At 70.8% G+C, this 25,283-nt stretch carries 21 protein-coding genes; 12 read left to right on the forward strand and 9 right to left on the reverse strand.

Annotated features, from left to right (window positions below):
* Positions 1-7 precede the first annotated feature (7 nt).
* On the forward strand, positions 8-412 hold the full coding sequence (gene mce, locus MKK82_RS32695; RefSeq protein ID WP_238284710.1) for a methylmalonyl-CoA epimerase: 405 nt from the start codon (positions 8-10) through the stop codon (positions 410-412).
* Between the two features lie 5 nt (positions 413-417).
* Positions 418-744 (forward strand): DUF1467 family protein, encoded by a 327-nt coding sequence (locus tag MKK82_RS32700; RefSeq protein WP_238284711.1) that lies wholly within the window; start codon positions 418-420, stop codon positions 742-744.
* A 6-nt stretch (positions 745-750) separates the two neighbouring features.
* Here MKK82_RS32700 and MKK82_RS32705 read toward each other — a convergent pair whose 3' ends face one another.
* Positions 751-945, reverse strand: coding sequence for a hypothetical protein (locus MKK82_RS32705; RefSeq protein ID WP_238284712.1), 195 nt, complete (start codon positions 943-945; stop codon positions 751-753).
* A 592-nt stretch (positions 946-1,537) separates the two neighbouring features.
* On the opposite strand from MKK82_RS32705, the gene proS reads away from it, so the two are divergent.
* The 4 genes from proS (at position 1,538) to MKK82_RS32725 (ending at position 5,630) form a co-directional block, all read left to right on the forward strand.
* Entirely contained in the window at positions 1,538-2,863 is a 1,326-nt protein-coding gene (gene proS, locus MKK82_RS32710) for a proline--tRNA ligase (RefSeq protein ID WP_243988019.1), read from the forward strand.
* Positions 2,864-2,872: 9 nt separating this feature from the next.
* Positions 2,873-4,171 carry a lipoprotein-releasing ABC transporter permease subunit gene (locus MKK82_RS32715; RefSeq protein ID WP_238284714.1) on the forward strand — a complete coding sequence of 433 codons (1,299 nt, stop codon included), beginning with the start codon at positions 2,873-2,875 and terminating at the stop codon, positions 4,169-4,171.
* 13 nt (positions 4,172-4,184) lie between these two features.
* On the forward strand, positions 4,185-4,898 hold the full coding sequence (locus MKK82_RS32720; RefSeq protein WP_238284715.1) for an ABC transporter ATP-binding protein: 714 nt from the start codon (positions 4,185-4,187) through the stop codon (positions 4,896-4,898).
* A gap of 471 nt (positions 4,899-5,369) precedes the next feature.
* Positions 5,370-5,630 carry a hypothetical protein gene (locus tag MKK82_RS32725; RefSeq protein WP_238284716.1) on the forward strand — a complete coding sequence of 87 codons (261 nt, stop codon included), beginning with the start codon at positions 5,370-5,372 and terminating at the stop codon, positions 5,628-5,630.
* Positions 5,631-5,902: 272 nt separating this feature from the next.
* Here MKK82_RS32725 and MKK82_RS32730 read toward each other — a convergent pair whose 3' ends face one another.
* Positions 5,903-7,210, reverse strand: a complete 1,308-nt coding sequence (locus MKK82_RS32730) for a glycosyltransferase (RefSeq protein ID WP_238284864.1) — start codon at positions 7,208-7,210, stop codon at positions 5,903-5,905.
* Positions 7,211-7,735: 525 nt separating this feature from the next.
* Here MKK82_RS32730 and dnaE point away from each other — a divergent pair.
* A complete protein-coding gene (gene dnaE / locus MKK82_RS32735) occupies positions 7,736-11,254 on the forward strand; it encodes a DNA polymerase III subunit alpha (protein WP_238284717.1) in 3,519 nt (1,172 codons plus the stop codon).
* Between the two features lie 494 nt (positions 11,255-11,748).
* Here dnaE and MKK82_RS32740 read toward each other — a convergent pair whose 3' ends face one another.
* Positions 11,749-12,372, reverse strand: a complete 624-nt coding sequence (locus tag MKK82_RS32740) for a hypothetical protein (protein ID WP_243988020.1) — start codon at positions 12,370-12,372, stop codon at positions 11,749-11,751.
* A 173-nt stretch (positions 12,373-12,545) separates the two neighbouring features.
* Between MKK82_RS32740 and MKK82_RS32745 the strand changes: the two genes are divergently transcribed.
* Entirely contained in the window at positions 12,546-12,689 is a 144-nt protein-coding gene (locus MKK82_RS32745; protein WP_238284719.1) for a hypothetical protein, read from the forward strand.
* A 178-nt stretch (positions 12,690-12,867) separates the two neighbouring features.
* On the opposite strand, the gene MKK82_RS32750 is transcribed toward MKK82_RS32745, so the two are convergent.
* A complete protein-coding gene (locus MKK82_RS32750; protein WP_238284720.1) occupies positions 12,868-13,557 on the reverse strand; it encodes a gamma-glutamylcyclotransferase in 690 nt (229 codons plus the stop codon).
* A 19-nt stretch (positions 13,558-13,576) separates the two neighbouring features.
* Entirely contained in the window at positions 13,577-13,996 is a 420-nt protein-coding gene (locus MKK82_RS32755) for a hypothetical protein (protein WP_238284721.1), read from the reverse strand.
* 141 nt (positions 13,997-14,137) lie between these two features.
* On the opposite strand from MKK82_RS32755, the gene recO reads away from it, so the two are divergent.
* Together recO and parC are read left to right on the forward strand one after the other, a co-directional pair.
* Positions 14,138-14,857 (forward strand): DNA repair protein RecO, encoded by a 720-nt coding sequence (recO, locus tag MKK82_RS32760; protein ID WP_238284722.1) that lies wholly within the window; start codon positions 14,138-14,140, stop codon positions 14,855-14,857.
* A 178-nt stretch (positions 14,858-15,035) separates the two neighbouring features.
* Positions 15,036-17,282, forward strand: a complete 2,247-nt coding sequence (parC, locus tag MKK82_RS32765; RefSeq protein WP_238284723.1) for a DNA topoisomerase IV subunit A — start codon at positions 15,036-15,038, stop codon at positions 17,280-17,282.
* Between the two features lie 282 nt (positions 17,283-17,564).
* On the opposite strand, the gene MKK82_RS32770 is transcribed toward parC, so the two are convergent.
* From MKK82_RS32770 to gltX, 3 genes are all read right to left on the reverse strand, one after another.
* On the reverse strand, positions 17,565-18,443 hold the full coding sequence (locus tag MKK82_RS32770; RefSeq protein ID WP_238284724.1) for a DNA-3-methyladenine glycosylase family protein: 879 nt from the start codon (positions 18,441-18,443) through the stop codon (positions 17,565-17,567).
* Positions 18,444-18,514: 71 nt separating this feature from the next.
* Positions 18,515-19,804 carry a citrate synthase gene (gene gltA / locus MKK82_RS32775; RefSeq protein ID WP_238284725.1) on the reverse strand — a complete coding sequence of 430 codons (1,290 nt, stop codon included), beginning with the start codon at positions 19,802-19,804 and terminating at the stop codon, positions 18,515-18,517.
* Positions 19,805-20,054: 250 nt separating this feature from the next.
* Entirely contained in the window at positions 20,055-21,482 is a 1,428-nt protein-coding gene (gene gltX, locus MKK82_RS32780) for a glutamate--tRNA ligase (RefSeq protein WP_238284726.1), read from the reverse strand.
* Between the two features lie 143 nt (positions 21,483-21,625).
* On the opposite strand from gltX, the gene MKK82_RS32785 reads away from it, so the two are divergent.
* Complete coding sequence (locus MKK82_RS32785) at positions 21,626-23,866, forward strand: ComEC/Rec2 family competence protein (RefSeq protein ID WP_243988022.1); 2,241 nt, start codon at positions 21,626-21,628, stop codon at positions 23,864-23,866.
* Here the strand turns inward: MKK82_RS32785 and lexA are convergent.
* Positions 23,860-24,588 carry a transcriptional repressor LexA gene (gene lexA / locus MKK82_RS32790; RefSeq protein ID WP_243988024.1) on the reverse strand — a complete coding sequence of 243 codons (729 nt, stop codon included), beginning with the start codon at positions 24,586-24,588 and terminating at the stop codon, positions 23,860-23,862. The two genes, MKK82_RS32785 and lexA, sit on opposite strands and share 7 nt — an antisense overlap.
* A 235-nt stretch (positions 24,589-24,823) precedes the next feature.
* Here lexA and MKK82_RS32795 point away from each other — a divergent pair, with 235 nt between their 5' ends.
* Positions 24,824-25,279: a hypothetical protein gene (locus MKK82_RS32795; RefSeq protein WP_238284728.1), complete on the forward strand. Its 456-nt coding sequence runs from the start codon at positions 24,824-24,826 to the stop codon at positions 25,277-25,279.
* Positions 25,280-25,283 lie beyond the last annotated feature (4 nt).

The following is a 25,283-nucleotide window of genomic DNA, read 5'->3' on the forward strand; positions in this document are numbered from 1 at the left end:
AACCACCATGATCGGTCGTCTCAACCACGTGGCCATCGCCGTGCAGGATCTCGACGCCGCCTGCGCGGTTTACCGCGACACGCTGGGCGCCACGATCACGCCGCCGCTTCCGCAGCCGGAGCACGGCGTGACGGTCGTGTTCGTGGAATTGCCCAACAGCAAGATCGAATTGATGTCCCCCCTCGGCGAGGGTTCACCGATCGAGGCCTTCGTGGCCCGCAATCCGGGCGGCGGCATCCATCACGTCTGCTACGAGGTGGACGACATCCTGGCCGCCCGCGACAAGCTGAAGGCTGACGGCGCGCGGGTGCTCGGGACGGGCGAGCCGCGGATCGGCGCCCACGGCAAGCCGGTCCTGTTCCTGCACCCGAAGGATTTTCTGGGCACGCTGGTCGAGCTCGAACAGGTCTGAGACGGATGATGACCACGCTCACCCGCTCGACGCCGATGACGCTCGCCGTCATCACCGCGCTGGTCGCCGCCTTCGTGGCCGCGGGGGTGAGCCTGTTCAAGCTGACGGTGGGCGGCGCGATCGCTCTCTACTTCGTGGTCTGGTGGACGCTGCTCTTCGCGGTCCTGCCGCTGCGCAACCAGCCGGAGACCCGGGCCAGCCACGTGGTGCCGGGGCAGGATCCGGGCGCGCCGGCCGCGCCGCGGCTGCGCGAGAAGGCGATCTGGACGACCCTCGTGGCCGGGGCCGCCTTCCTGATCGCCCTGGCGGTGTTCCCGCTTACCGGGCTGTAGAGCGGCTCAGAGCAGGGGCCCCGAGGGGGTCACCGTCAGGGACCTGCCCGCCCGGGCGACCAGATGGGCGAAGGCGAGGGCCGCCGCCGAGGCCTGGGCGGCCGACGGATAGGCTTGGTCCGACGCGGCGATCGGCTCGTGGGCGTCGCTGAGCAGGACCCAGGACCAGCGTTTGCCATCCTGGCGGATCTGGAAGTGCATGGCGGGCTCGCACGGGTCGTTCGCGAGCGACCATGCGCGGCCGAAGAGCCTGCCGGGTTAAGGACGGGGCCCGCACTGTCGAAATGTAGACGCCGGCATGGGTTCTGCACGCTTTGACCGCTCTCCACAGGGCGGTCGGGAGCGGCTTCGGGCGGAGGCGCTGCCGGACCGGGACCGGTGCGGACTGCCGCCAAGAATAAAAAAAGCAAGGCCGAAGGCCTTGCTTTTCAAGCTTCAGTGTATCGACCTTTGAATATCCCTCGCATTGGCTGCGGGGTGGTCGCTTTTCCTCCCAAGACTCGGACCTTGCGCCACCTCTTCCGGGCGTCGCAAACATCGCCGGACGCTTATAGGAACAACAATTCGTGTTGTCACCGGGTCTGCGAGAAAAATCTGCGCTTTCTTGCCGGCAAATGGGCAGACCGCTTCCGCGATGGGCAGCCCCCGGGCCGACATACCCCCGGCGCCACCGCTTCGCCGCGATTACGCCGCGCCTTGGTCCCGTAGTGCTTGTAATTTGCGTCTCCGGCGTGTTGTGTGCCGGCGCGCCGCGGCTCCTCCCGGCCGGATCCACTTCCAAGATTCTGACGACATGCGTCTCTCCCGCTACTTCATGCCGACCTTGCGCGAGACGCCCAAGGAAGCCGAGATCGTCTCGCACCGGCTGATGCTGCGCGCCGGCCTGGTCCGCCAGGAATCGGCCGGCATCTACGCGTGGCTGCCGCTCGGCCTCCGGGTCCTTGAGCGCGTCTGCGCGGTGATCCGCCGGGAGCAGGATCGCTCCGGTGCCATCGAGATCCTGATGCCGACGGTGCAATCCGCCGAGTTGTGGCGGGAATCCGGCCGCTACGACGCCTACGGCAAGGAGATGCTGCGCCTGAAGGACCGGCACGAGCGCGAGATGCTCTACGGGCCCACCGCCGAGGAGATGGTCACCGAGATCTTCCGGGCGAGCGTGCGCTCCTACAAGGACCTGCCCAAGAATCTCTACCAGATCTCGTGGAAGTTCCGCGACGAGGTGCGGCCGCGCTTCGGCACGATGCGCTCGCGCGAGTTCCTGATGAAGGACGCCTACTCGTTCGACTTCGACCAGGCGGGGGCGCGCCACGCCTACAACCGGATGTTCGTGGCGTACCTGCGCACCTTCGCGGGGTTGGGCCTCAAGGCGATCCCGATGCGCGCCGATACCGGTCCGATCGGCGGCGACCTGTCCCACGAGTTCATCATCCTGGCCAAGACCGGCGAGAGCGAGGTCTTCTGCGACCAGGCCTATCTCGGCTTCGACACCCCGCCCGAGACGGTCGATTTCGACGACGTCGCCGGCCTTCAGGGCATCGTCGATGCCTGGACCTCGCACTACGCCGCCACCGAGGAGATGCACGAGCCGGAGGCCTTCGCGGAGGTGCCGGAGGCGAGCCGCCTCGCGGCCCGCGGCATCGAGGTCGGGCACATCTTCTATTTCGGCACCAAGTATTCCGAGCCGATGGGCGCCAAGGTCGCGGGTCCGGACGGGATCGAGCGGCCGGTCCATATGGGGTCCTACGGCATCGGTCCCAGCCGGCTGGTGGCGGCGATCATCGAGGCCAGCCACGACGAGGCCGGCATCATCTGGCCGGATTCCGTGGCGCCCTTCGACGTGGCCCTGATCAACCTGAAGGTCGGCGATGCCGGCACCGACGCGGCCTGCGCGCAGATCCAGTCCGACTTGGAGACCGCCGGCCTGTCAGTGCTCTACGACGACCGCGACGAGCGCCCGGGCGCCAAGTTCGCCACCGCCGACCTGATCGGCCTGCCCTGGCAGGTGATCGTCGGGCCCAAGGGTCTGGCCGAGGGCAAGGTCGAGTTGAAGCGGCGCGCCGGCGGCGAGCGCGAGAGCCTCGCGACCGTCGACCTGCTGGCACGCATCCGGCGCGTCTGAGTCAATCCGATGGCGGCATCAGCGGCGCTGGATCGGGTGAAGACCTTTGCGACGTCGCTCCGCGCGGGCACCCCGCCGTTCGCGCCGTTCGAGTGGATCCTTGCCGGCCGCTACCTGCGGGCGCGCCGCCGGGGTGGCGGCGTCTCGGTGGTGGCGTTCTTCTCGGTGCTCGGCATAACGCTCGGCGTCGCCACGCTGATCATCGTCCTGTCGGTGATGAACGGCTTCCGGGCGGAGTTGCTGTCGAAGATCGTCGGCATCAACGGCCACCTGTTCGCGACGCCGATCGACCGCCCGTTCAACGACTGGACCGACCTCTCGGAGCGCCTGTCCAAGGTAGCGGGCGTGCGCGCGGCGGTGCCGCTGGTGGAGGGGCAGGCCTTCGCCTCGTCGCAGTACGGCGGCTCGGGCGTCATCATCCGCGGCGTGCGCGCCGCCGACCTCGACGCGCTGGCGGCGGTGTCTTCGTCGATCCGCGGCGGCACCCTGGAGGGCTTCGACGACGGCACCGGCGTGCTGATCGGCCGGCGGCTCGCCGATACCCTCGGCCTCCAGGCCGGGGACACGATCACGCTGGTGACGCCCAAGGGCTCGTCCACGCCCTTCGGGACGGCGCCGCGCACCAAGAGCTACACGGTCAAGGCGGTGTTCGAAGTCGGCATGACCGAGTTCGACCAGACCTTCGTGTTCATGCCGCTGGCTGAGGCGCAGGCCTTCTTCAACAAGGACGGCGACGTCAGCATGATCGAGATCTATGTCGACGATCCCGACCATGTCGGCGACATGCGCGAGCCCCTGGAGATGGCGGCCGAGCGCCCGATCCTGCTCACCGACTGGCGCCAGCGCAACCGGACCTTCTTCGGGGCGCTGGAGGTCGAGCGGAACGTGATGTTCCTGATCCTCAGCCTGATCGTCGTGGTGGCGACGCTCAACATCGTCTCAGGCCTGATCCTGCTGGTGCGCGACAAGTCGAGCGACATCGCCATCCTGCGCACCATGGGGGCGACGCCCGGCACGATCATGCGCGTGTTCCTGATCAACGGCGCGCTGATCGGTATCGTCGGCACGCTGGGCGGGCTGACCCTCGGCGTCCTGATCACGCTGAACATCAAGCCGATCCAGCACGTGCTGTTTCCGGGGGCCTGGGATCCGACCGTGCGCTTCCTCGCCGAGATCCCGGCCCAGATGAATCCGAAGGAGATCACCGCCGTGGTGATCACCTCCCTGCTGCTGTCGCTCGCGGCGACGCTCTATCCCTCTTGGCGCGCCGCCCGGCTCGATCCGGTGCAGGCCCTCCGCTACGGCTGACGGGCCACCACCCATGAGCGATCCGAGCCAGACGACCGGCGACCCGCCGGTTCCGGCCCTGTTCTTTTCCCGCGTCGAGCGGCGCTACCCTCAGGCCGAGGGCGCCCTGGAGATCCTGCGCGGCGCCGATCTCGCGATCTGGCCGGGAGAGCTCGTGGCGCTGGTCGCGCCGTCGGGCGCCGGCAAGTCGACCCTGCTGCACCTCGCCGGGCTGCTGGAACGGCCGGACGGGGGCGAGGTCTATATCGGCGGCCAGCCCACCGCCGCCATGCCGGATGCGGAACGCACCCGCCTCCGGCGCGAGGAGATGGGCTTCGTCTACCAGTTCCACCACCTGCTGCCGGAATTCTCGGCGCTGGAGAACGTGGTGATGCCGCAGCTCATCCGCGGCCTGAAGAGCGCGGAGGCGAAGGCCCGCGCCACCGAACTGCTCGGCTTCCTCGGCCTCAAGAACCGGCTGCCGCACCGCCCCGCCGAACTGTCGGGCGGCGAGCAGCAGCGCGTCGCCATCGCCCGGGCGGTCGCCAACGGTCCGCGGCTGCTGCTGGCCGACGAGCCCACCGGCAACCTCGACCCGGGCACGGCCGGCCACGTCTTCTCGGTGCTGCTCGCCCTGGTGCGGGCCTCCGGACTGGCCGCCCTGGTGGCGACCCACAACCTCGAGCTGGCCGCGCGCATGGACCGCCGGGTAACCATCCGCGACGGGCTGATCACGCCGCTCGATTAGGCTGCGACACGCCCCGGGGACCGTACCGGGCGCCGGCATCGGCCCGGCCCTCACACCAGTCCCGGACGGCGGTGCCGGCGAAGCGAGCCGATAAGGCGGCGCAATGCGCGCCGATGCCGTGCGTCCCCGATGACGGACGGGCGCCCGGCGATCGCGGGTCTCGATCGGACACCGCCTGGGGCGAAGCGCTGCTCGGGGATCCGTTCCGCGGATCTCCGGATCCCGTGTGCCGGACCGCCGTGTCCCTCCTCGATGTGGGCCGGCTCTCACCGTCGCGGCAAACCGCGTCCGGCCCCGCCACGAGGGCGCGAGACGGGCCCGAGACGCGCCCGAAACGCCGCGATTTTTAATCCATCCTGCCGCGTGCGGCGCGTCACGCCGCGAAAGACATCGGCTCACTACATTGCAATCACGCAAGACAAAACAGAGCCGAACAACCGGCCTGTACTGCGATATCTCTGGAGCCCTGCCATGAAGAACCGTATCGCCATCGCCCTCACCGCGCTTGTCCTTGGTGCCGCACCGCTCTCGTCCGCCATGGCGGAGAACCGGGGCCGCTGGACCGGCTTCGTGCCCTACGCGCCCGAGACCACCGGCGCGCTCGGCCTCGGCGCCCACGACATGCCCTTCTACGAGGGCTGCCCGATGAGTTCCGCGGCGGAGGGCAACGCCGATCAGCAGACCCGCCCGGTGAAGCAGTACGGGCAGACCACCGGCGGCTACCGCTGCTGAGCCGGGGGATCGGCGTACATGAAGCTTAAGGTTGTCTCCTACGCGATGATCGGCGCCTTCGTGAGCGGCCTGCTCGCGACGCTCATCGGCTCGGCGAGCCTCCTCCTGGGCCACTGAACCCGCGCGTCCGCACCGAGGTCGCGGCGGCGCCTTGAGACCTCGAAGGCAAACCGCCGCGGCCGATCTCCGATTGCGGCCTCCCACACCGATCTCCGACCTGAGGCAGAAACCAGGGCCCGCGACGCGGCTCCGACGTCTGCCTGTCGGCAGTTTCAGGGTGTCCGCCTGCCGCCCTCCGGGGCACGGGGATCGGGCGCGGTCCGCCCGCGCTCGTCGGCCAGCGCCTCGACCTGAGCGCAGGCCTCGGCAATGGCGTCGTGGCTCTCCGCCATGCGCGCCTTGGCCCGCGCGCAGGCACGGGTCACCGCCGCGTCGCTCAGCAGCCGCCCGATCACCCGGGCGGCGCGGGCGGGCCGGAACGCCCGGCGGCTCAGGGTGATGCCGAGGGCCCGATCCTGGAGGCGGCGGCCCTCGTCGAAATGATCGAACGCCACCGGCACGACGAGCTGCGGGATGCCGGCCGCGAGAGCCTGTGCCACCGTTCCGACGCCACCGTGGTGCACCAGGGCGGCGCTCCGCGGCAGCAGCGCGCTCAGGGGCGCGTAGGGCACGTGGATGATCCCCTCGGGAAGCGGCTTGCGGATCTGGCCTCCCTGCGGTGCGAGCAGGACGCCCCGGCGCCCCATCCGGCGGCACGTCTCTACGGCGGTCTCGAAGAAGGCCGCCCCCTGACGCATGGCCGAGCCGTAGGTGAACACGATCGGGGCATCGCCCGAGGCCAGGAAGACCTCCAGGTCCGGCGGCATGGCCGCCACGTCGCCGAACCGGTCGACCAGCGGGAAGCCGAGCTGCACCGCCTGGGCCGGCCAGTCGGCCTGCGGGGCGGCGTACCAGCCGGGGAACATCAGCAGCATGCGGGTCGGGCTGTTCCACCAGTGGCGCAGCCGGCGCACCGGATCGAGGCCGAGGTGGTGGCGCAGCGCGTTGAGCGGCGGCAGCGTGAACGGACCCACCACGACCTTGTCGATGCCCCGGTTGATGAAGGCCTGCAGGCGCGCCGGGAGCAGCCGCGGCAACGGCAATCCGGGCATCCGGGGCGGCTCGAACCGGCTCTCGATCAGGAAGGGCATCACGTGCAGCGTGGCGGTGGGTAGATCGTACAGATCCTGGGCGAACCGCGCGCCCCAGCTGAGCGGCGACGCCACCACGACGAGATCCCGGGTCCGCGCCCGGGTGGCACCCAGCCACAGACAGGTGGGTTCGGTCATCCGCAGGGCGTAGTCGAACATCGGCTTGAAGCCCCAGCGGGGGTGCCAGAGTTCCGGCGCACCGATCACCGCCTCGTAATCGGCGACCGTCCCCAGGGACTGGAAGGCGAGGCCCGCCCGCCGGGCCATCGGCTCGAACGGTGCCGGCGCGGCCAGGGCGACGCCGTGCCCGCGCGCGCGGAGGGCGTGGCCGAGCGCGATGAACGGCAGCACGTCGCCGTGTGTCCCGACAGCCACGAGCGCGACCTCGATCCGTCCGACCGTCCGTATCGCGGGAATGACCTGCTCCTCCGAACCCCCCGATCCGATGACGAATTCAGTACGCAGCGGGGGTGATGCCAGCCCGGCCGAAGCGCAGCAACGATCTTTTTACCATGCCGACGAGAAGCAGCCGACGCGCCGCGTCCAGCCCCTTCCTCTAGAACAAAACATGAACATAATGGACCGCGCACAGAGGAGGCACGGCGATGCTGAAGCGAATGGTCCTGACCGGAATGATCGAGTTCATGGCGTTCGGAATGCTGTTCGCCGCGGTGGGCGCCTGGACGGTAGCCTTGGCACCGGTTCGTTAGCCGGAATTTTCCGATCGCCGCCCGGTTCCCCCTGCGGGCGGCTTATGCACAGGCGATCGGCCCCACGATGCCGATTGTCCACAGGGGCAGCTCGAACTGGTGCTTCCAGGGCACGACCGGTGGATATCGTCCCGCCAGGGGCCTCCACACGTCGACTCAAAGCCGGCGAGCAGGGATGCTGCACGACCCCGGAACAAGGTCGGCCATGCCACGCCAGCTCAAGGAGGTCGGATTCGTCCACCTCCATGTCCACTCGTCCTATTCCCTACTCGAAGGGGCGCTGAAGGTCGGCTCCCTGATCAAGGCCGCGGTCGCCGACCGGCAGCCGGCGCTCGCGCTCACCGACACCAACAACCTGTTCGGGGCGCTCGAATTCTCCGAGAAGGCGGCCGGGGAGGGGGTGCAGCCGATCGCCGGCGTGCAGCTCTCGGTGGCATTCGAGGCGGCCGACCCGCACCAGCGCAGCGCCCCGACGAGCCATGGCGTCGTCCTCCTGGCCCAGGACGAGACCGGCTACGCCAACCTGCTGCGGCTGGCGAGCCGCGCCTATTTCGACACGGCGCTGGGCGAGGCGCCCCGCCTCGACGCCGGCGCGCTCGCGGGCGCCTCGGACGGGCTGATCGCCCTCACGGGCGGGATGTCGGGGCCGCTCGACGCGGCGTTCCGGGCCGGCCGGCCCGAACTGGCGCTGTCCCGCCTCAAGCGGCTCAAGGAGGCTTTCGGGGAGGACCGCCTCTACGTGGAGTTGCAGCGCCACGGCCTTCCGGAGGAGGGACGGATCGAGACCGCGCTCCTCGATCTCGCCGGGCGGCACGGCCTCGGGATCGTGGCGACCAACGAGCCCTTCTTCGCCAAGCCCGACGATTACGACGCCCACGATGCCCTGCTCGCCATCGCGGAGGGCCGGATCGTTTCCGACGAGCGACGCCGCCGGGTGACGCCGAGCCACGCCTTCAAGACCCGCGCCGAGATGGCCGAGCTGTTCCGCGACCTGCCGGACGCGCTCCAGGCCACCGTCGAGATCGCCATGCGCTGCGCCGTGCGGGCGCGGACCCGCAAGCCCATCCTGCCGAATTTCGGCGCCGTGGCCGCGGGCGAGACACCGCCCATGGCCGAGGCCCTGGCGGATGCTGGCGAGACGGGCGTGCAGGCGGTCTCGGCCGACGAGCCGACCGAGCTGCGCCGGCAGGCCGAGGCGGGGCTGGAACTGCGCCTCAAGCAGCACGGCACGGCACCGGGCTTCTCCGAGGAGGATTACCGCAAGCGCCTCGCCTTCGAACTCGACGTCATCGTGTCGATGAAGTTCCCGGGCTACTTCCTGATCGTCTCGGACTTCATCAAGTGGGCCAAGGACCACGACATCCCCGTGGGTCCGGGCCGCGGCTCGGGTGCCGGCTCGCTGGTGGCGTGGTCGCTGCTGATCACCGACCTCGACCCGCTGCGCTTCGGCCTGCTGTTCGAGCGCTTCCTCAACCCCGAGCGCGTCTCGATGCCGGATTTCGACATCGACTTCTGCGTCGAGGGCCGCGAGCGGGTGATTCGCTACGTGCAGCAGCGCTACGGCGAGGGCCAGGTCGGGCAGATCATCACCTTCGGCACGCTGCTCGCCCGCGGCGTCCTGCGCGACGTCGGCCGCGTCCTGGAGATGCCCTACGGGCAGGTCGACAAGCTGACCAAGCTCGTGCCGCAGAACCCGGCCAACCCCGTGACGCTGGCCCAGGCCATCGAGGGCGAGCCCAAGCTCCAGCAGGCCATGGAGGAGGAGCCGATCGTCGGCCGGCTCATCGACATCTCCAAGAAGCTGGAGGGCCTGCACCGGCACGCTTCGACTCACGCGGCCGGCGTGGTGATCGGCGATCGGCCGCTCGAGGAGCTGGTCCCGCTCTACCGCGACCCGAAGACCGGCATGCGGGTGACCCAGTTCAACATGAAGTGGGTCGAGCAGGCCGGGCTGGTGAAGTTCGACTTCCTGGGTCTGAAAACCCTCACCATGCTGCGGTGCTGCACGGATCTGCTGAAGCAGCGGGGGATCGCCATCGACCTCGCGAGCCTGCCGCTCGACGACGAGAACACCTACAAGCCCATGGGCCGCGGCGAGACGGTCGGCGTGTTCCAGGTGGAATCGGCCGGCATGCGCAAGGCGCTCTGCGAGATGCAGGCCGACCGGCTGGAGGACATCATCGCCCTGGTGGCGCTCTACCGGCCGGGCCCGATGGCCAACATCCCGGTCTATTGCGAGCGCAAGCTCGGCCGCGACGCCGGCAACGAGGCGTCCTGGTACCCGGATCCGAAGCTGGAGCCGATGCTGAAGGAGACCTTCGGCATCATCGTCTACCAGGAACAGGTGATGGAGATCGCCAAGGTGCTGGCCGGCTACTCGCTCGGCGAGGCCGACATGCTCCGGCGCGCCATGGGCAAGAAGATCCGCGCCGAGATGGACGCGCAGCGCGACCGCTTCCTGAAAGGCTGCACCGAGCGCGGCCTGACCAAGGCCAAGGCCAACGAGATCTTCGACCTCCTGGCCAAGTTCGCCGATTACGGCTTCAACAAGAGCCACGCGGCGGCCTACGCGCTGCTCACCTACCAGACGGCCTACCTGAAGGCGAACCACCCCGTCGAGTTCCTGGCCGCCGCCATGACCCTCGACATCGACAACACCGACAAGCTCGCGGAATTCCGCCAGGACGCGCAGCGCCTCAAGATCACCGTCGAGCCGCCCTCGATCAACACCTCGGGTGAGGTGTTCGAGGTGCGCGACGGCAAGATCTTCTACGCGCTCGCCGCCATCAAGGGCGTCGGCCGCGAGGCGGTGCGGGCGCTGGTCGAGGCCCGCGGCGACCGGCCGTTCAAGGACCTCGCCTGCCTCGCCCGCCGGCTGAATCCCCGGATGATCAACAAGCGCACCCTGGAGAGCCTCGTCCAGGCCGGGGCGCTCGACTGCATCGAGCCGGACCGCGCGCGGGCCTTCGCGGCGGTGGAGCCGATGATGAAGCTCGCCGCCAGCGCGGCGGAGGCCGCGTCCGCGGGCGTCACCGACATGTTCGGCGGCGTGGTGGCGGACGACGTCTCGCTCCGGATCCCGCCCCACGAGATCTGGCCGATGGCCGACACGCTCAAGCGCGAATACGCGGCGATCGGCTTCTTCGTGTCGGGGCACCCCCTCGACGAGTACGGCGACCTTCTGGACAAGCTGCGGGTGCAGAGCTGGGCGGATTTCTGCCGGGCCGTCCGCGCCGGAACCTCCAGCGTCGGCCGGGTGGCGGCCTCGGTGCTCGACCGGGCGGAGCGGCGCACCAAGACCGGCAACAAGATGGGCATCGTCACCCTGTCGGACCGGACGGCCCACTTCGAGGCGATCATCTTCTCCGAGGGACTCGGGCAGTACCGCGACATCCTCGAACCGGGCCGTCCCCTGGTGCTGCAGCTCCAGGCCAACCTGGAGGGCGAGGACGTGCGCGCCCGCATCCTCACCGCGGAGCCCCTCGACCAGGCGGTGGCCCGCCACCAGAAGGGCATCCGCATCCACCTGAGCGACCCGCGCGGGGTCGCGCCGGTGCAGCAGCGCCTGTCGATGCGGGGCGAGAGCGAGGTCTCGCTGATCCTCAAGCTCGACGGTGGCGGGCGCGAGGTGGAGATCCGGCTGCCGGGTAAGTTCCAGGCAAGCCCGGCACTGGCCGGACAGCTCCGGACCGTCCCGGGGGTGGTGCAGGTGGAGGTCAGCTAGCCTCCGCCTGCGCGCAGGACGACCATCCCGGCAGCGGGAAGCGGGAACCTGAAGCCCGGCCCCGGGGTCCGCCTGCCATCACACCAGGGCGGCTTTTCCGAACGGTGCCGGAGCGTCCGGATTGCGTGCGTGGCCTCCGGCGAGCCGCGGACAGGCGGGGCGGGCCTCACCCACGAACAGCCTTCTTCCTCGGGTCGGCGGACGCCGCGCCCGGCCGCGCGAGGCCAAGCTGTTCGACGGCACCATCGCGGCCTGACCGCGGCGGTTGGTCCGAACCGCGGCGGGTTCGACCCGATGCCGGCGCTCGACCGGTCCGGCATCGTTCCGGGCTTCCCGGTGCCGCCGCTCCTGGTGACGCCGATGACCAGCGACCGGGTCCATGCCGGGCGCGGATCGTGGGGCGGGTGCCGGACGGGATCGGCGGGCTGGCCGCCGGCGGCAACGTTCCTCGCCGCCGGCCTCGTCGCGAGGAGGCTTCCCCGAGACGTGGGCCCCTAGAACGGCGCCGTGAGGCAGCCGCCGAGGGCGGCCTTCAGTGCGGCGGCCTCGGACTCCGCGATCGGAAAGGTCGCCGTCAGGGTGGGATCGCCGGTTCGCGGGCTCGCCTGCGTCCAAATGATCTTCGTCCCGGGCTGGGTGAGCGAGCGGGCGACCCCGCGCAGGGGATCCTCGCCGCGGCGGGATCCCGTCACCGTCAGGGTAAAGCCCGAATCCGGCCCGGTCGGCACGCCCTGCACCGGCATGCGCACGGAACGGACGCTGCCGGCGCTGGAGACCAGGATCCCGGTGAGCGGTGCCGCGCCGCCCGTGCCGTCGAGCCCGGCGAAATCGAAGCGCGGCGCCAGCTCGGCGTAGCGCGGCACGATCAGCGCCGCCGCCAGGCCGATCCCGGCCGGATCGCAGGCGACGTGCAGGGTCGCCGGGCGCTGGTCCATCCCCAGGGAGGCGGTGCCGGACAGGTCGGTGCCGCCTGCGGGAGCCGGGGCACCGCCTGCCAGAAGCGGTGTCCGCCCGGTGAGGATGTCGGACAGCCGCTCCCCGCGGCTCAGCGGCCCCGCGAGGAGGGCCGCGGCCGCGATGATCACCACCGCCAGGGCCACGCCGATCCGGAGCCGCATCCCATCCTCCGCCTGTGATCGTCCGGCCGGCGGCATAGACGATCGCGCTCGGGCCGCAACCCTTCGTTCACCACGATCGCGGGAATCGCACCGCAAAAACGTCCGCGTGCATCGCAGCAACTCCGTAAAAACCGATCGATCCTATGCACGCTCGCTCAAGCTTGAGCGTCGCCATGCGCACGAAGATCCTGCTCGCCCTCACCCTCCTGGTCTACGTGACCACGGGCCGTGCCCCCGGCATCCGGGAGCCGCGCAATCCGGATGCGGAGCACGCGGGCGGCCGCGTCGTCCTCACGATGAAGCGGGCTTGGGCCTGAGCCTGAACCTTATTGGGCCTTCGGACCAAACCTCCCGGGCTGATGCAGGCTCCCGGGCATGGCGAGCGAAGCGCCGTGACCGAGGGCCGAGTGACCGTGCGGGCCCTGGTGGCGCTCCGGGTCGCCGCGCAACAGGCGCGAAGACCGCGCCGCCTCGGAGCCGCCTCGGAATGCGGTCTCACACCAGCACGCAGCTTCTGAGCCGCGCGGCCACCAGGGCCTGGAGGTTCCAGAGGTGCCGGTCGCGGATGCCCAGGCGCTCGCAGGCCTCCACGGTCCGGAACAGGTACTCGGCGCTCGGTCCCTTATGCCCGCAGGCGGCGGCGATCTTCTCGGCGATCTCGGCATCCGAGAGGCGGCCGGCGTAGCGGTCGCTGGCGCGGTTGGCCAGAAAGGTCAGGGCCGAGACCGGACCGGCCTCGGTCGCCACCGGCAGCCAGCGGGCGACGTAGCCCCGGCCGCGCATCTCGCGCCGCCAGACCGGCATCAGGGCTTCGCGGATCTCCATCCCGGGCAGGCGGAACGCGACGCCCCGGCAGAGGCCGCCGCGGTCCAGCGCCAGGACGAAACCCGGCCGCTCCGGCGTACCGCGGAAGCGGCGCTGGAGCAGGCAGAACCGGCGATGGAAGCCGCGGACCGTCCCGATCCGCCGCTCCGCCACCGGGAATTCCGGGTTCCACATCAGGGAGCCGTAGGCGAAGACCCAGAGGTCGCGGCCATCGCGCCCGGCGATGATGTCCTCCAGGCCAGGTCGCAGCTCCGCGTCCGACAGCACGGCGAGGGCGCTCGGGTCGTCGGCCACGGGGACCGCGTGGGCGCGGGCGATCAGGTCGAGGTTGAGGTCGAGGAGGCGCGTCGGAGCGGGCATGGCCCTCAACGCGGCGGCCTCACCGCGCGTTGCCCAGGGTGTCGAGTTCGGGGAACGGCCGGGTGCGGTGCCCGGTGCAGATCGCGTCGTCGTCGATCACCGTGAGCCGGTCGGTGTCGTAGCGCAGCGCCAGCTTCGGACGTTCGGGCTTGCCGAAGGTCCGGCCGTACATCCGTCCCGACACGCAGTAGATCACCCGGCCGGACTCCGCGATCGGTCCGGCGATCCGGCTGCCCTCGAAGCGCACCGGCAGCAGCGAGACCGAGCCGAACTCGACCTGTTTCAGCGCCAGCGCGGCGATCCGCCGGAGCAGGGCCGGGGAGGGCGCATCCTCGGCCGCGGGTCCTCGCATCCGCGGCGCGGCCTGCGCCCCGGACAAGGCGAGGGAAAGGATGGCGGCGAGGAAAGAGATGAGGGCGAGGGCGGCGCGGATCGGCATCGCGCATCGCTACGCGGTCAAGGCTGCCCCAGGCTGGCCAGCGCGGGCAGCGCCGGACGGCGCGACTTCCTATATGGAGGGGATCGAGCGGACCGCGCCTGCCGCGCGCCGCGCCCCTCTCACCCTGCGACCCGACGTTCGATGCAATGGTCCGACGACGCCCTGGTGCTCGGCCTGCGCCGGCACGGAGAGACCGGCGTCATCCTGGAGGCGATGACCGAAGGTCACGGGCGCCATCTCGGCCTCGTGCACGGCGGACGCTCGCGCCGCATGCAGCCCGTGCTGCAGCCCGGCAACCGGGTCCGGCTGACGTGGCGGGCCCGCCTCGACGAGGGGCTCGGATCCTACGCGGTGGAGCCCCTCGAATCCCGGGTCTCGCGCCTGATCGGATCCAGCCTGGCCCTCTACGGCATGAGTCATCTGGCCGCCCTGCTGCGGCTCCTGCCCGAGCGCGACCCGCATTCGGCCCTCTACGAGGCCGCCGGGATCCTGGTCGAGCACCTGGACGACCCGGCCATCGCGCCCCCCCTGATGGTGCGCTTCGAGTTGGCGATCCTGGCGGAACTCGGCTTCGGCCTCGACCTGACGGCCTGTGCGGCCACCGGCGGCAACGACGCCCTGGCCTACGTGTCGCCGAAGAGCGGCCGTGCGGTCAGCGCCTCGGCGGGCGAACCCTACCGGGACCGCCTGCTGGCGCTCCCGACCTTCCTGCACGCGGGTGGATCCCCGGGCCCGGACGGCGTTGCGCAAGGGTTTACCTTGACGGGGTACTTCCTCGACCGGCACGTCTGGGGTCCCCGCGGCCTCGGGATGCCCGAGGAGCGGACCCGGTTCGTTGCACTCGGCCGCGAGGCCGAGTAATGTTCGTGTTCTGTTCTTATATCCCTCGTGCGTCGGTCCAGGGCGCTGCAGGCGATCCCGGAATCCAGAATCGCCGTTCGTGCCGACGCTCGGGGCGCCGGCGGTTCTGGATTCCGGGCTCCGCTGCGCGGCCCTGGAATGACGGCGTGCGGTGAAGACGTTGAATTGAGGAGCCGTCATGGGCCAGCCCTTCGAGCCGCCGTCCGGCGACGGAATCGAGAGCGTCGAGCTGAAATCCGCCCTGGAGGAGCGCTACCTCGCCTACGCGCTCTCCACGATCATGCACCGGGCGCTGCCGGACGCCCGCGACGGGCTGAAGCCCGTGCACCGGCGCATCCTGTACGGGATGCGGCTGCTGCGGCTCGATCCGACCACCGCGCACAAGAAGTGCGCCAAGATCGTCGGCGACGTGATGGGCGACTTCCACCCGCACGGCGACCAAGCGATCTACGACGCCCTGGTGCGGCTCTCCCAGGACTTCGCCCAGCGCTACCCGCTGGTCGACGGCCAGGGCAATTTCGGCAACATCGACGGCGACGGCCCGGCCGCCTACCGCTACACCGAGGCGCGGCTCACCGAGGTCGCCCGGCTGCTCCTCGACGGGATCGACGAGGACACGGTCGATTTCCGGCCCTCCTACAACGGCGAGAAGGAGGAGCCGATCGTCCTGCCGGCGGCGTTCCCGAACCTGCTCGCCAACGGCAGCCAGGGCATCGCGGTCGGCATGGCGACCTCGATCCCGCCGCACAACGCCGCCGAGCTGTGCGACGCGGCGCTCTACCTGATCAATCACCCCGAGGCGACCTCGGCGCACCTCGCCAAGTTCGTGCAGGGTCCGGACTTCCCCACCGGCGGCATCCTGGTCGACTCGGCCGAGTCCATCGCCGAGGCCTACCGGACCGGCCGCGGCGCCTTCCGCGTCCGCGCCCGCTGGACCAAGGAGGATCTCGGCCGCGGCACCTGGAATATCGTCGTCACCGAGATCCCCTACGGCATCCCGAAGGGCCGGCTGATCGAGAAGATGGCCGAGCTCCTGCAGGAGAAGAAGCTGCCGCTCCTGGCCGACGTCCGCGACGAATCGGCTGAGGACGTGCGCGTCGTGCTGGAGCCGCGCTCGCGCACGGTGGATCCGGTCATCCTGATGGAATCGCTGTTCCGGCTGACGGAACTCGAAGCCCGGATCCCGCTCAACCTCAACGTCCTGGTCGGCGGCCTCGTGCCGAAGGTGATCGGGCTCGTGGAGTGCCTGCGGGAATGGGTCGACCACCGCCGCGTGGTGCTGCAGCGCCGCTCGCGCTACCGCCTTGGCCAGATCGACCGCCGCCTGGAGATCCTCGGCGGCCTGCTCATCGTCTATCTCGACCTCGACGAGGTGATCCGCATCATCCGCGAGGAGGACGAGCCGAAGGCCGCCCTGATGGCCCGGTTCGAGCTGACCGAACTCCAGGCCAACGCGATCCTCGACACTCGCCTGCGATCCCTGCGCAAGCTGGAGGAGATGGAGTTGAAGCGCGAGTTCGAGGCGCTCACCGCCGAGAAGGCCGAGATCGACGCCCTCCTCGCCTCTGAGCCGGCGCAGTGGAAGGCGATCCAGGCGCAGATCCGCGCCGTGAAGAAGACTTTCGGGGCCGAGACCAAGCTGGGCAAGCGCCGCACGACGCTGGCGAGCCCGCCGGATGTCGGCGGCATCGACTTCACCGCGGCCCTGGTCGAGCGCGAGCCGATCACCGTGATCGTCTCTACCAAGGGCTGGATCCGGGCGCTCAAGGGCCACGTCGCCGACCTCACGGGCGTGGCCTTCAAGGGCGACGACAGCCTGAAGATCGCCTTCCCGACGGAGACCACGCAGAAGATCCTGCTGCTCGCCACGAACGGCAAGGTGTTCACCCTCGAAGCCTCGAAGCTGCCGGGCGGGCGGGGCTTCGGCGACCCGGTGCGGCTGATGGCCGACCTCGACGACGGCACCGAGATCGTGGCGGCGCTGCCCTACCGGCCGGAAACCAAGCTGCTGATCGCGGGCTCGGACGGGCGCGGCTTCATGGCGCCGTCCGACGCGCTGGTGGCCAACACCCGCAAGGGCAAGAGCGTGCTCGGCCTCGACGGGGACGCCACCGCGGCCGTGCTGGTGCCGGCGGACGGCGACCACGTGGCGGTGGTGAACACGGAGAAGCTGCTGCTGGTCTTCCCGATCTCCGAAGTGGCCGAACTCGCCCGCGGCAAGGGCGTGCGCCTCCAGCGCTGCCGCAGCGGGACGCTGCTCGATGCACACGTGTTCAAGCTGGCCGACGGCCTGCCGTGGCAGGACGGCTCGCCGGAGGGCCGGCTCGCCAACGCATCGGTGCTGGAGAAGTGGCTCGGCCATCGCGCCGAGGTCGGGTTGATGATGGCGCGCAGCTTCCCGAAGTTCGAGCGGTTCGGGCGCTGAGGATCCTGTCGGGCGGAAGGGGTGTGGACCTGCCGGCCCACCTCCTCATCGTGGGGACCGGAGCGCAGCGCAGGCTTCGACGGAGCCCTCCAGGGACCGCGGCGCCATCTGGAGGGCTCCTCGGCGTCGGCTTCGCCGCACCTCAGGACGCATCCCAGTCCGCATGCCAGGATGAGGACGCGGGCGGCCGAGCCTGACTGCGCCGAGCGCCCGCGCGGCGCCGAACATCAGCGCGGCGCCGATCAGATGGCGTCGCTCCGCTCACCTGGGACGGCGGCGCGGTCATCGCCCCTTCACGACCGCCTCGTCCGCCGCCCAGAGATGCTGCGCCGCGTAGGCCCGATACGGGCGCCACGCCTCGGCCCGGGCGAGCAGCGCCGCCGGGCTCGGGCGTCCGGTGCCGGTCTCCAGCGCCCGCAGCAGGCCGACATCGCCGACCGGCAGGGCGTCCGGCAGCTTGAGCACCCGCATGGCGATGTACTGCGCCGTCCAGGGTCCGATCCCGCGGATGACCGTGAAGCGCAGGACGGCAGCCTCCAGCGTCTCCGCCGGAGCGAACAGGTCCGGGTCGGCGAGCGCTGCCGCCGCGAGCGCCCGGATCGCCGCCCCGCGGGCGCGCGGCATGTTGAGCACGCGCGCAACATCCGCCTCGACCAGCGCCGCCGGTGCCGGGAAGATGTGGGTCAACCCGCCGGCCGGCTCCGCCAGCGGCGTCCCGAAGGCCGCCACGAGCGTCCCGGCGAGTCCGATGGCAGCCGCCACCGAGACCTGCTGGCCGAGGATCGCCCGGCAGCCGGTCTCGAACGGGTCCCAGGCCCCCGGCAGTCGCAAGCCCGGTCGCGCCGCCACCAGCGGGGCCAGGACGGGATCCCGGGCAAGACAGGCCGCGATGGCGGTCGGGTCGGCGTCGCAGTCGAACAGGCTGCGCAGGCGTCCGGCAACCGTCGGGGCGTCGCCGGCCTCGATGCCGCGGAGCGCCGCGTGCAGGCAGCCGTCGCCGGGCTCCACCGTCAGGAAGCCGTGCCGGCCCGCGGCGCTGACCGTCCGCGCGTAGGTCGCGCCGCCGGGATCGACCATTTCGACGCCCGGGATCGCGCGCTTGGCCAGGAAGGCGCGGATCGCCGCCCAGTCGTAGGGCGGGCGGTAGGGGAGCCGGAGCACGGGCGCCTCCGCAAACGAGAAGGGCGGCCGCTCGGCCGCCCCGTCGGTCTTGTCCCGGGACAGGTCCCGCCTCAGCCGCGCTGGTCGACCGGCACGTAGTCGCGCTGGGCCGGGCCCACGTAGAGCTGCCGCGGACGGCCGATCTTCTGCGAGGGATCCTCGATCATCTCGGCCCACTGGGCGATCCAGCCGACCGTGCGGGCCACGGCGAACAGCACCGTGAACATGTCGGTGGGGAAGCCCATCGCCTTGAGGGTGATGCCCGAGTAGAAATCGATGTTCGGGTACAACTTCTTCTCGATGAAGTACTCGTCCTTGAGGGCGATCTGCTCCAGCTCCATGGCGACGTGGAGCAGCGGATCGTCGGTCTTGCCGAGCTCCTTCAGCACCTGGTGGGTGGTGCTCTGCATGATCCGGGCGCGCGGATCGTAGTTCTTGTAGACGCGGTGGCCGAAGCCCATCAGGCGGAACGGGTCGTTCTTGTCCTTGGCCTTGGCGACGTACTTGCTGACGTTCTCGGGCGTGCCGATCTCCATCAGCATCTTCAGCGCCGCCTCGTTGGCGCCGCCATGGGCCGGGCCCCAGAGGCAGGCGATGCCGGCCGCGATGCAGGCGAAGGGGTTGGCGCCCGAGGAGCCGGCGAGCCGCACCGTCGAGGTCGAGGCGTTCTGCTCGTGGTCGGCGTGCAGGATGAAGATCTTGTCCAGCGCCCGGGCGAAGACCGGGTTCACCTCGTATTCCTCGCAGGGCACCGCGTAGCACATGCGCAGGAAGTTCGAAGTGTAGTCGAGGTCGTTCTTCGGATACACGAAGGGCTGGCCGATCGAGTACTTGTAGGCCATCGCCGCCAGGGTCGGCATCTTGGCGATCATGCGGATCGAGGCGATCATCCGCTGGCTCTCGTCCGTGATGTCGGTCGAGTCGTGATAGAAGGCCGAGAGCGCACCCACCGAGGCGACCATCACGGCCATCGGGTGCGCGTCGCGGCGGAAGCCGGTGAAGAACCGGTTCATCTGGTCGTGCACCATGGTGTGGCGCGTGACCCGGTAGTCGAAATCGGCCTTCTGGGCCGCGGTCGGCAGGGCGCCGAACAGCATCAGGTAGCAGGTCTCGAGGAAGTCACCCTTCTCGGCGAGCTGCTCGATCGGGTAGCCGCGGTAGAGCAGCACGCCCTCGTCGCCGTCGATGTAGGTGATCTTCGATTCGCACGAGGCGGTCGAGGTGAAGCCCGGATCGAAGGTGAAGGCGCCGGTCTGGGCGTAGAGCTTGCCGATGTCGATCACGTCCGGACCGATCGTACCGGATTTCACCGGCAGTTCGATCGACTTGCCGTCCACGGTGATGGTGCTGGGTGCGCTCATGGATCGTGGACCCTTCTGTGGCGACGTGGCGGATACCGGCCTCGGGCTGCCCGAGCCGGTCCCGGGGGCCTGAGCACCCGCATTATGCTGCGGGTGCTCACAGGTATGGGTTACCCAAACGGCACTGCAGCAGCAACGGGGTCGGTGACAACCGGACCCCGACGCCAAGGGAATTCGCAACGCCGATTCCGCCAAGCGAAATCCGGGCCGCGATCCGCGGTTCCCCTGACCGGCCCGGATGGCGGCGTGCTCAGCCCTGCGGCACCTGATCACCGAGCCGCGCCAGGGTCTCGTCCCGGCCGAGCACCGCCATCACGTCGAACAGGGGCGGGGAGGTGGTGCGGCCGGTGAGCGCCGCCCGCAGGGGCTGGGCCACCTGCCCGAGCTTGCAGCCGGCCGCCTCGGCGTACTGGCGCACGGCGCCCTCGGTCGAGGCTGCGCTCCAGTCGGCCAGCGCCTCGAGCGCCGGCCGGACCCCGGCGAGGCGGGCGCGGCCCTCGTCGGAGAGGAGCGCACGGGCCTTGTCGTCGAGGGCCAGTGGACGCTGGGCATAGAGGTAATAGGCGCTGTCGAGGAGCTCGATCAGCGTCTTGGCCCGCTCCTTCAAGCCCGGCATGGCCTGGATGAGCTTGTCCTTCAGGTCGGCCGGAAGCGGCGCCGACAGGCCGCGCTCCGGTCCGACGCTCGGCAGGATGGTCTCGATCGCCGCCGCGAGGTCGGCATCGGCGCTGGTGCGGATGTAGAGGCCGTTGACGTTGGCGAGCTTGGCGAAGTCGAACCGCGCCGCCGAGCGCCCCACCGCGCCGAGATCGAAGGCCGCGATCATCTCGTCGGTGGTGAAGACCTCTTGGTCGCCGTGGCTCCAGCCGAGCCGCACGAGGTAGTTGCGCAGCGCCGCCGGCAGGTAGCCGAGATCCCGGTAGGCCTCGACGCCGAGCGCCCCGTGGCGCTTCGACAGCTTGGCCCCGTCGGCCCCGTGGATCAGCGGGATGTGGGCCATCTTCGGGACGTCCCAGCCGAGGGCGGAGAAGATCTGGGTCTGGCGCGCCGCGTTGGTGAGGTGGTCGTCGCCGCGGATGACCTGCGTGACGCCCATGTCGTGATCGTCGACCACGACGGCGAGCATGTAGGTCGGCGTCCCATCCGAGCGCAGCAGGACGAGGTCGTCGAGGTCCTTGTTGGCCCAGGTCACCCGGCCCTGGACGGCGTCCTCGACCACGGTCTCACCCTCGGTCGGCGCGCGCAGGCGGATCACCGGCTTGACCCCCGCGGGGGCCTCGGACGGGTCGCGGTCGCGCCAGCGGCCGTCGTAGCGCGGCGGGCGCCCCTCGGCGCGGGCGGTCTCCCGCATCTGCGCCAGTTCTTCGGCGGTGGCGTAGCAATGGTAGGCGCAGCCCGCGGCCAGCAGCGCCTCGGCCACAGCCCGGTGGCGCTCGGCGCGGGCGAACTGGAAGACCACGTCGCCGTCCCAGTCGAGGCCGAGCCAGGACAGGCCGTCGAGGATCGCGTCGATCGCGCCCTTGGTGGAGCGCTCGCGGTCGGTATCCTCGATGCGCAGCAGCATCCGGCCGCCGGTGTGGCGGGCATAGAGCCAGTTGAACAACGCCGTGCGGGCCCCGCCGATATGCAGGTAGCCGGTGGGCGAGGGCGCGAAGCGCGTGACGACGGCTGAGGACATCGGTCCGGTATGTTCGGGGAAGGGTCGCGGGAGGGCGGAGGAGCGGCGAGGGGGCTCGGCAGGGCGCCCGTAGCACGAAGCGTCGGCTGTAGCACGGGCCGGCGGATGCGTTAAGAATCGACCGCGGAATCGCCCGGCCGCCGATGAGAGGTCGCGCGCAGCGGGGCGGCGGCAATGCGGCGGATCGGCGCGAGGGGATCCGCCGGGAGGTCGAGCAGCGCCGGCTGTTCCCCTGGCTGGCGGTGGCCTTCGGAGCCGGCATCCTGGCCCAGTTCGTGGCGGCCGACGGCAGGCCGATCCTGGTCGCCCCCCTCGTCGGCGCGGCCCTCGCCCTGGCGCCGACCCCAGCCCTGGGCGCGCGGCCGGCCGCCCTGGCGCTGGCTTTGGGGATGGCGGCCGCGTTCCTCGGCTTCGCGGCGGCGACCTGGCGGGTCTCGCAGGTCGCCGCCCCGATCCTCCCACGGATCACCATCGGCCCGCTCGTCGGCATGGTCGAGGCCCTCGACGAGCGCGAGGTCGGAGCCCGGCTGTTGATCCGGGTGGAGAGTTTCGCCGGCCTCGCGGCGGAGGTACGGCCCGCCCGGGTGCGGGTGTCGTTCCGCAGGACACCGATCCCGCGGCCCGGGGACGTCGTGGCCGCCACGGCCCGGCTGCTGCCGCCGCCGGAAGCCGCCCGGCCGGGCGGCTACGATTTCGCCCGGGACGCCTATTTCCAGGGGATCGGCGCGGTGGGCTCGCTGGTCGGCGCGGTCTCGATCCGCGCGCCGACCGAGCCGCCGCCCCTGCACCTGCGTCTCGCCGCGATGCTGGACGACGCGCGCAACGCGCTGACCCGCCGGATCGCACAGGCCGAGGGCGGGCAGGCGGGAGCCGTGGCGGCGGCCCTGGTGACCGGCAAGCGGGGCCTGATCGGGCCTGAGACCAACGACGCGCTGCGCGCCGCCGGCATCTACCACGTCGTATCGATCTCCGGCCTGCACATGGTGCTGGCCGCCGGCGTGGTGTTCTGGCTGGTGCGGGCGGTCCTCGCCCTGGTGCCGTATTGCGCGCTGGTCTGGCCGATCAAGAAGATCGCGGCCGGCTTGGCCATGCTGGGCGTCACTGCTTACTGCGCCTTCTCGGGCTGGGACATCGCGGCCGAGCGCTCGCTGTTTATGACCCTGATCATGCTGGGCGCGATCCTGGTGGACCGGCCGGCGCTGTCGATGCGCAACCTCGCCCTCGCCGCCCTGGTCGCCCTGGCCCGGGAGCCGGAGGGTCTCCTCGGCCCGAGCTTCCAGATGTCGTTCGGGGCGGTGGCCGGGCTGATCGCCTGCGCACGGCTGATCGACGGCCGGCTGTTCGTGCGTCCCGGGGCAGGACGCATCGGGCGGCTCGTCGGCACCGGCCTCTCGGCGATCACCGGAACCCTGGCCACGACCCTGGTTGCCCAGGTCGCCACCGCGCCCTTCGCCACCTACCATTTCCAGACGATCCAGCCGTTCGGGCTGGTGGGCAACGCCCTGACGCTGCCGCTCGTCTCCCTGGTGGTGATGCCATCCGCGGTGATCGGGTGCCTCGCCTATCCCTTCGCCCTCGACCGGCCGATCTGGTGGCTGATGGGCCAGGCGGTGGGCGGCATGCTGGCGATCGCGCAGTGGATCGCCGGGTTCGAGCGCGCCACCCTCGTGCTGCCTGCCTTCGGGACAACGGCGCTGATCCTGCTGACCGCCGGTCTCCTGCTGGCGACGCTCCCGGTCTCGCGCCTGCGCTGGCTCGCCGCGCCGCCCATCCTGCTGGGCCTCTGGCTCGCGGCCCTGCCGGATCGCTACGACCTCTACGTCGACCGGCAGGGCGGCGGCGCTGCGGTGCGCGGACCGGACGGCCGCCTCGCGGCGCTGGGCAGCCCCTCGGGGTTCGTGTTGGAGCAGTGGCTGAAGGCGGACGGCGATGGGCGGCGCCCCGGCGCGCTGGCCGCCCCGACCGGCGGCGGGCATTGCGACCGGCTCGGATGCACCGCGCGCCTGCCGGACGGACGGGCGGTCGCGCTGATCCGGGACCGGCGCGCCTTCGCCGAGGATTGCCCCCGCGCCGCGGTGCTGATCACCGGCCTCACGGCGCCCCCGACCTGCACGGGCCCGTTCGTCATCGACCGAAAGATTTTGTCAGAACGCGGCGCCGTGGCCCTCAGGGCCGAGGCCGCGGGGTTCACCGCGCGCTATGCCCGCAGCCTCGACCGGGGCCTGCCGTGGCGACTGCGCCCGGATCCGCGGCCGACGCCGCAGCGGCCGATGACCGCCGCGGCGGACAGCAGCCGCGCGGATGACTCTGTCGCGCCCACCGACGCTGACCGGGCGGGCGCCGGAAGCGGGCCCGGCGACGCGCCGGCCGCGCCGCTTCAGTAGCGGCGGACGAGACTCACGAGACGGCCCTGGATCTGGACCCGATCCGGCCCGAGGACTCGGGTCTCGTAGGCCGGATTGGCAGCCTCGAGCGCGATGGAGGAGCCGCGGCGGCGCAGGCGCTTGAGGGTCGCCTCCTCGTCGTCGATCAGGGCCACGATGATGTCGCCGGTATTGGCGGTGTCCTGCTTGCGGATCACCACCAGATCGCCGTCGAGGATGCCGGCCTCGACCATCGAGTCGCCGCGCACCTCCAGGGCATAGTGTTCGCCGCCGGCCAGGAAGTCCGGCGACAGGGTGATGGCGTGGCTCTGGTTCTGGATCGCCGAGACCGGCGTACCGGCCGCGATCCGGCCCATGACGGGGATCGAGATGGCCCGGCCGGATTCGTCGATCATCCGGGCATTGGCGGGGAGCGGCGCCTGCTTGGACTTGCCGCCTTCCACCACGCTCGGGGTGAAGCGGCGCGGCTCGGCGGCGGGGGGCTGGACCGGAGCCGCCTGGGTCAGGCTCTCGGGAATGCGGATCACCTCGATGGCCCGCGCCCGATTCGGGAGGCGCCGGAGGAAGCCACGCTCCTCCAAGGCGGTGATCAGCCGGTGGATGCCCGACTTCGACTTCAGGTCGAGGGCGTACTTCATCTCGTCGAAGGACGGCGGGACGCCGCATTCCTGCATGCGGTTCTGGATGAAGCGCAGGAGGTCCAGCTGCTTGCGCGTGAGCATTGATGGGGCCTCGCGGCTTGTGGACCGCCTCGTGGCGGTCTCGGAAACAAATCACGAACACGTTAAACGTTCCGCAAGTGTTCCGCAAGAGAGTTATGGCCACGCTCGCGTCGCCGCGGGCGCATCCGGGCCAGAAACGCATTGACGGCGCAAGCGGAGCCGTTTCAATGCACACCGCCGCCCGCCGGAGGGGAAGAAGCCGGGGCGCGGCCGGGATCAGGCTGGGATGACGAGGATGCGACGACCCGCAGCTCTGCTGCCCCTCGGCCTGATCGCCCTAGGTCTTGCGCTCGCAGGGTGCACCACCGGGTTCTCCTACATCTCGCGGAACTACGTCGCGCTGACCCCTCAGGTGGTGACGATCGGCTGCAAGGAACCCTACGAGGTCTACGACAACCGGCAACTGCGCCGGATGCTGATCGTCTCGAACACCCTGCGCGAGTATGCCGGCTGCAACCTGAGTGAGGCGCGGATCGACCCCGAGCCGGGAGCGACCCGGGTGACGCGCTTCCGCACCGCCGCCCGCGCCTATCTCGACGAGACCGTGCGGGAGGAGTGCCGGATCACCGGCGAGACCGTGTTCGACGCGCTGAAGTCCGAATTCGCCTACGCGTGCGACGGGCCGGTCGAGAAGCGCGGCACGGTGGTCCCGCGGTTGCCGGGCCGCAATCCGGGCCTGATCCAGCGCTGATCCG

The organism is Methylobacterium sp. E-046 (assembly GCF_022829625.1).
In the GTDB taxonomy this organism is placed as follows: Bacteria; Pseudomonadota; Alphaproteobacteria; order Rhizobiales; family Beijerinckiaceae; genus Methylobacterium; species Methylobacterium longum.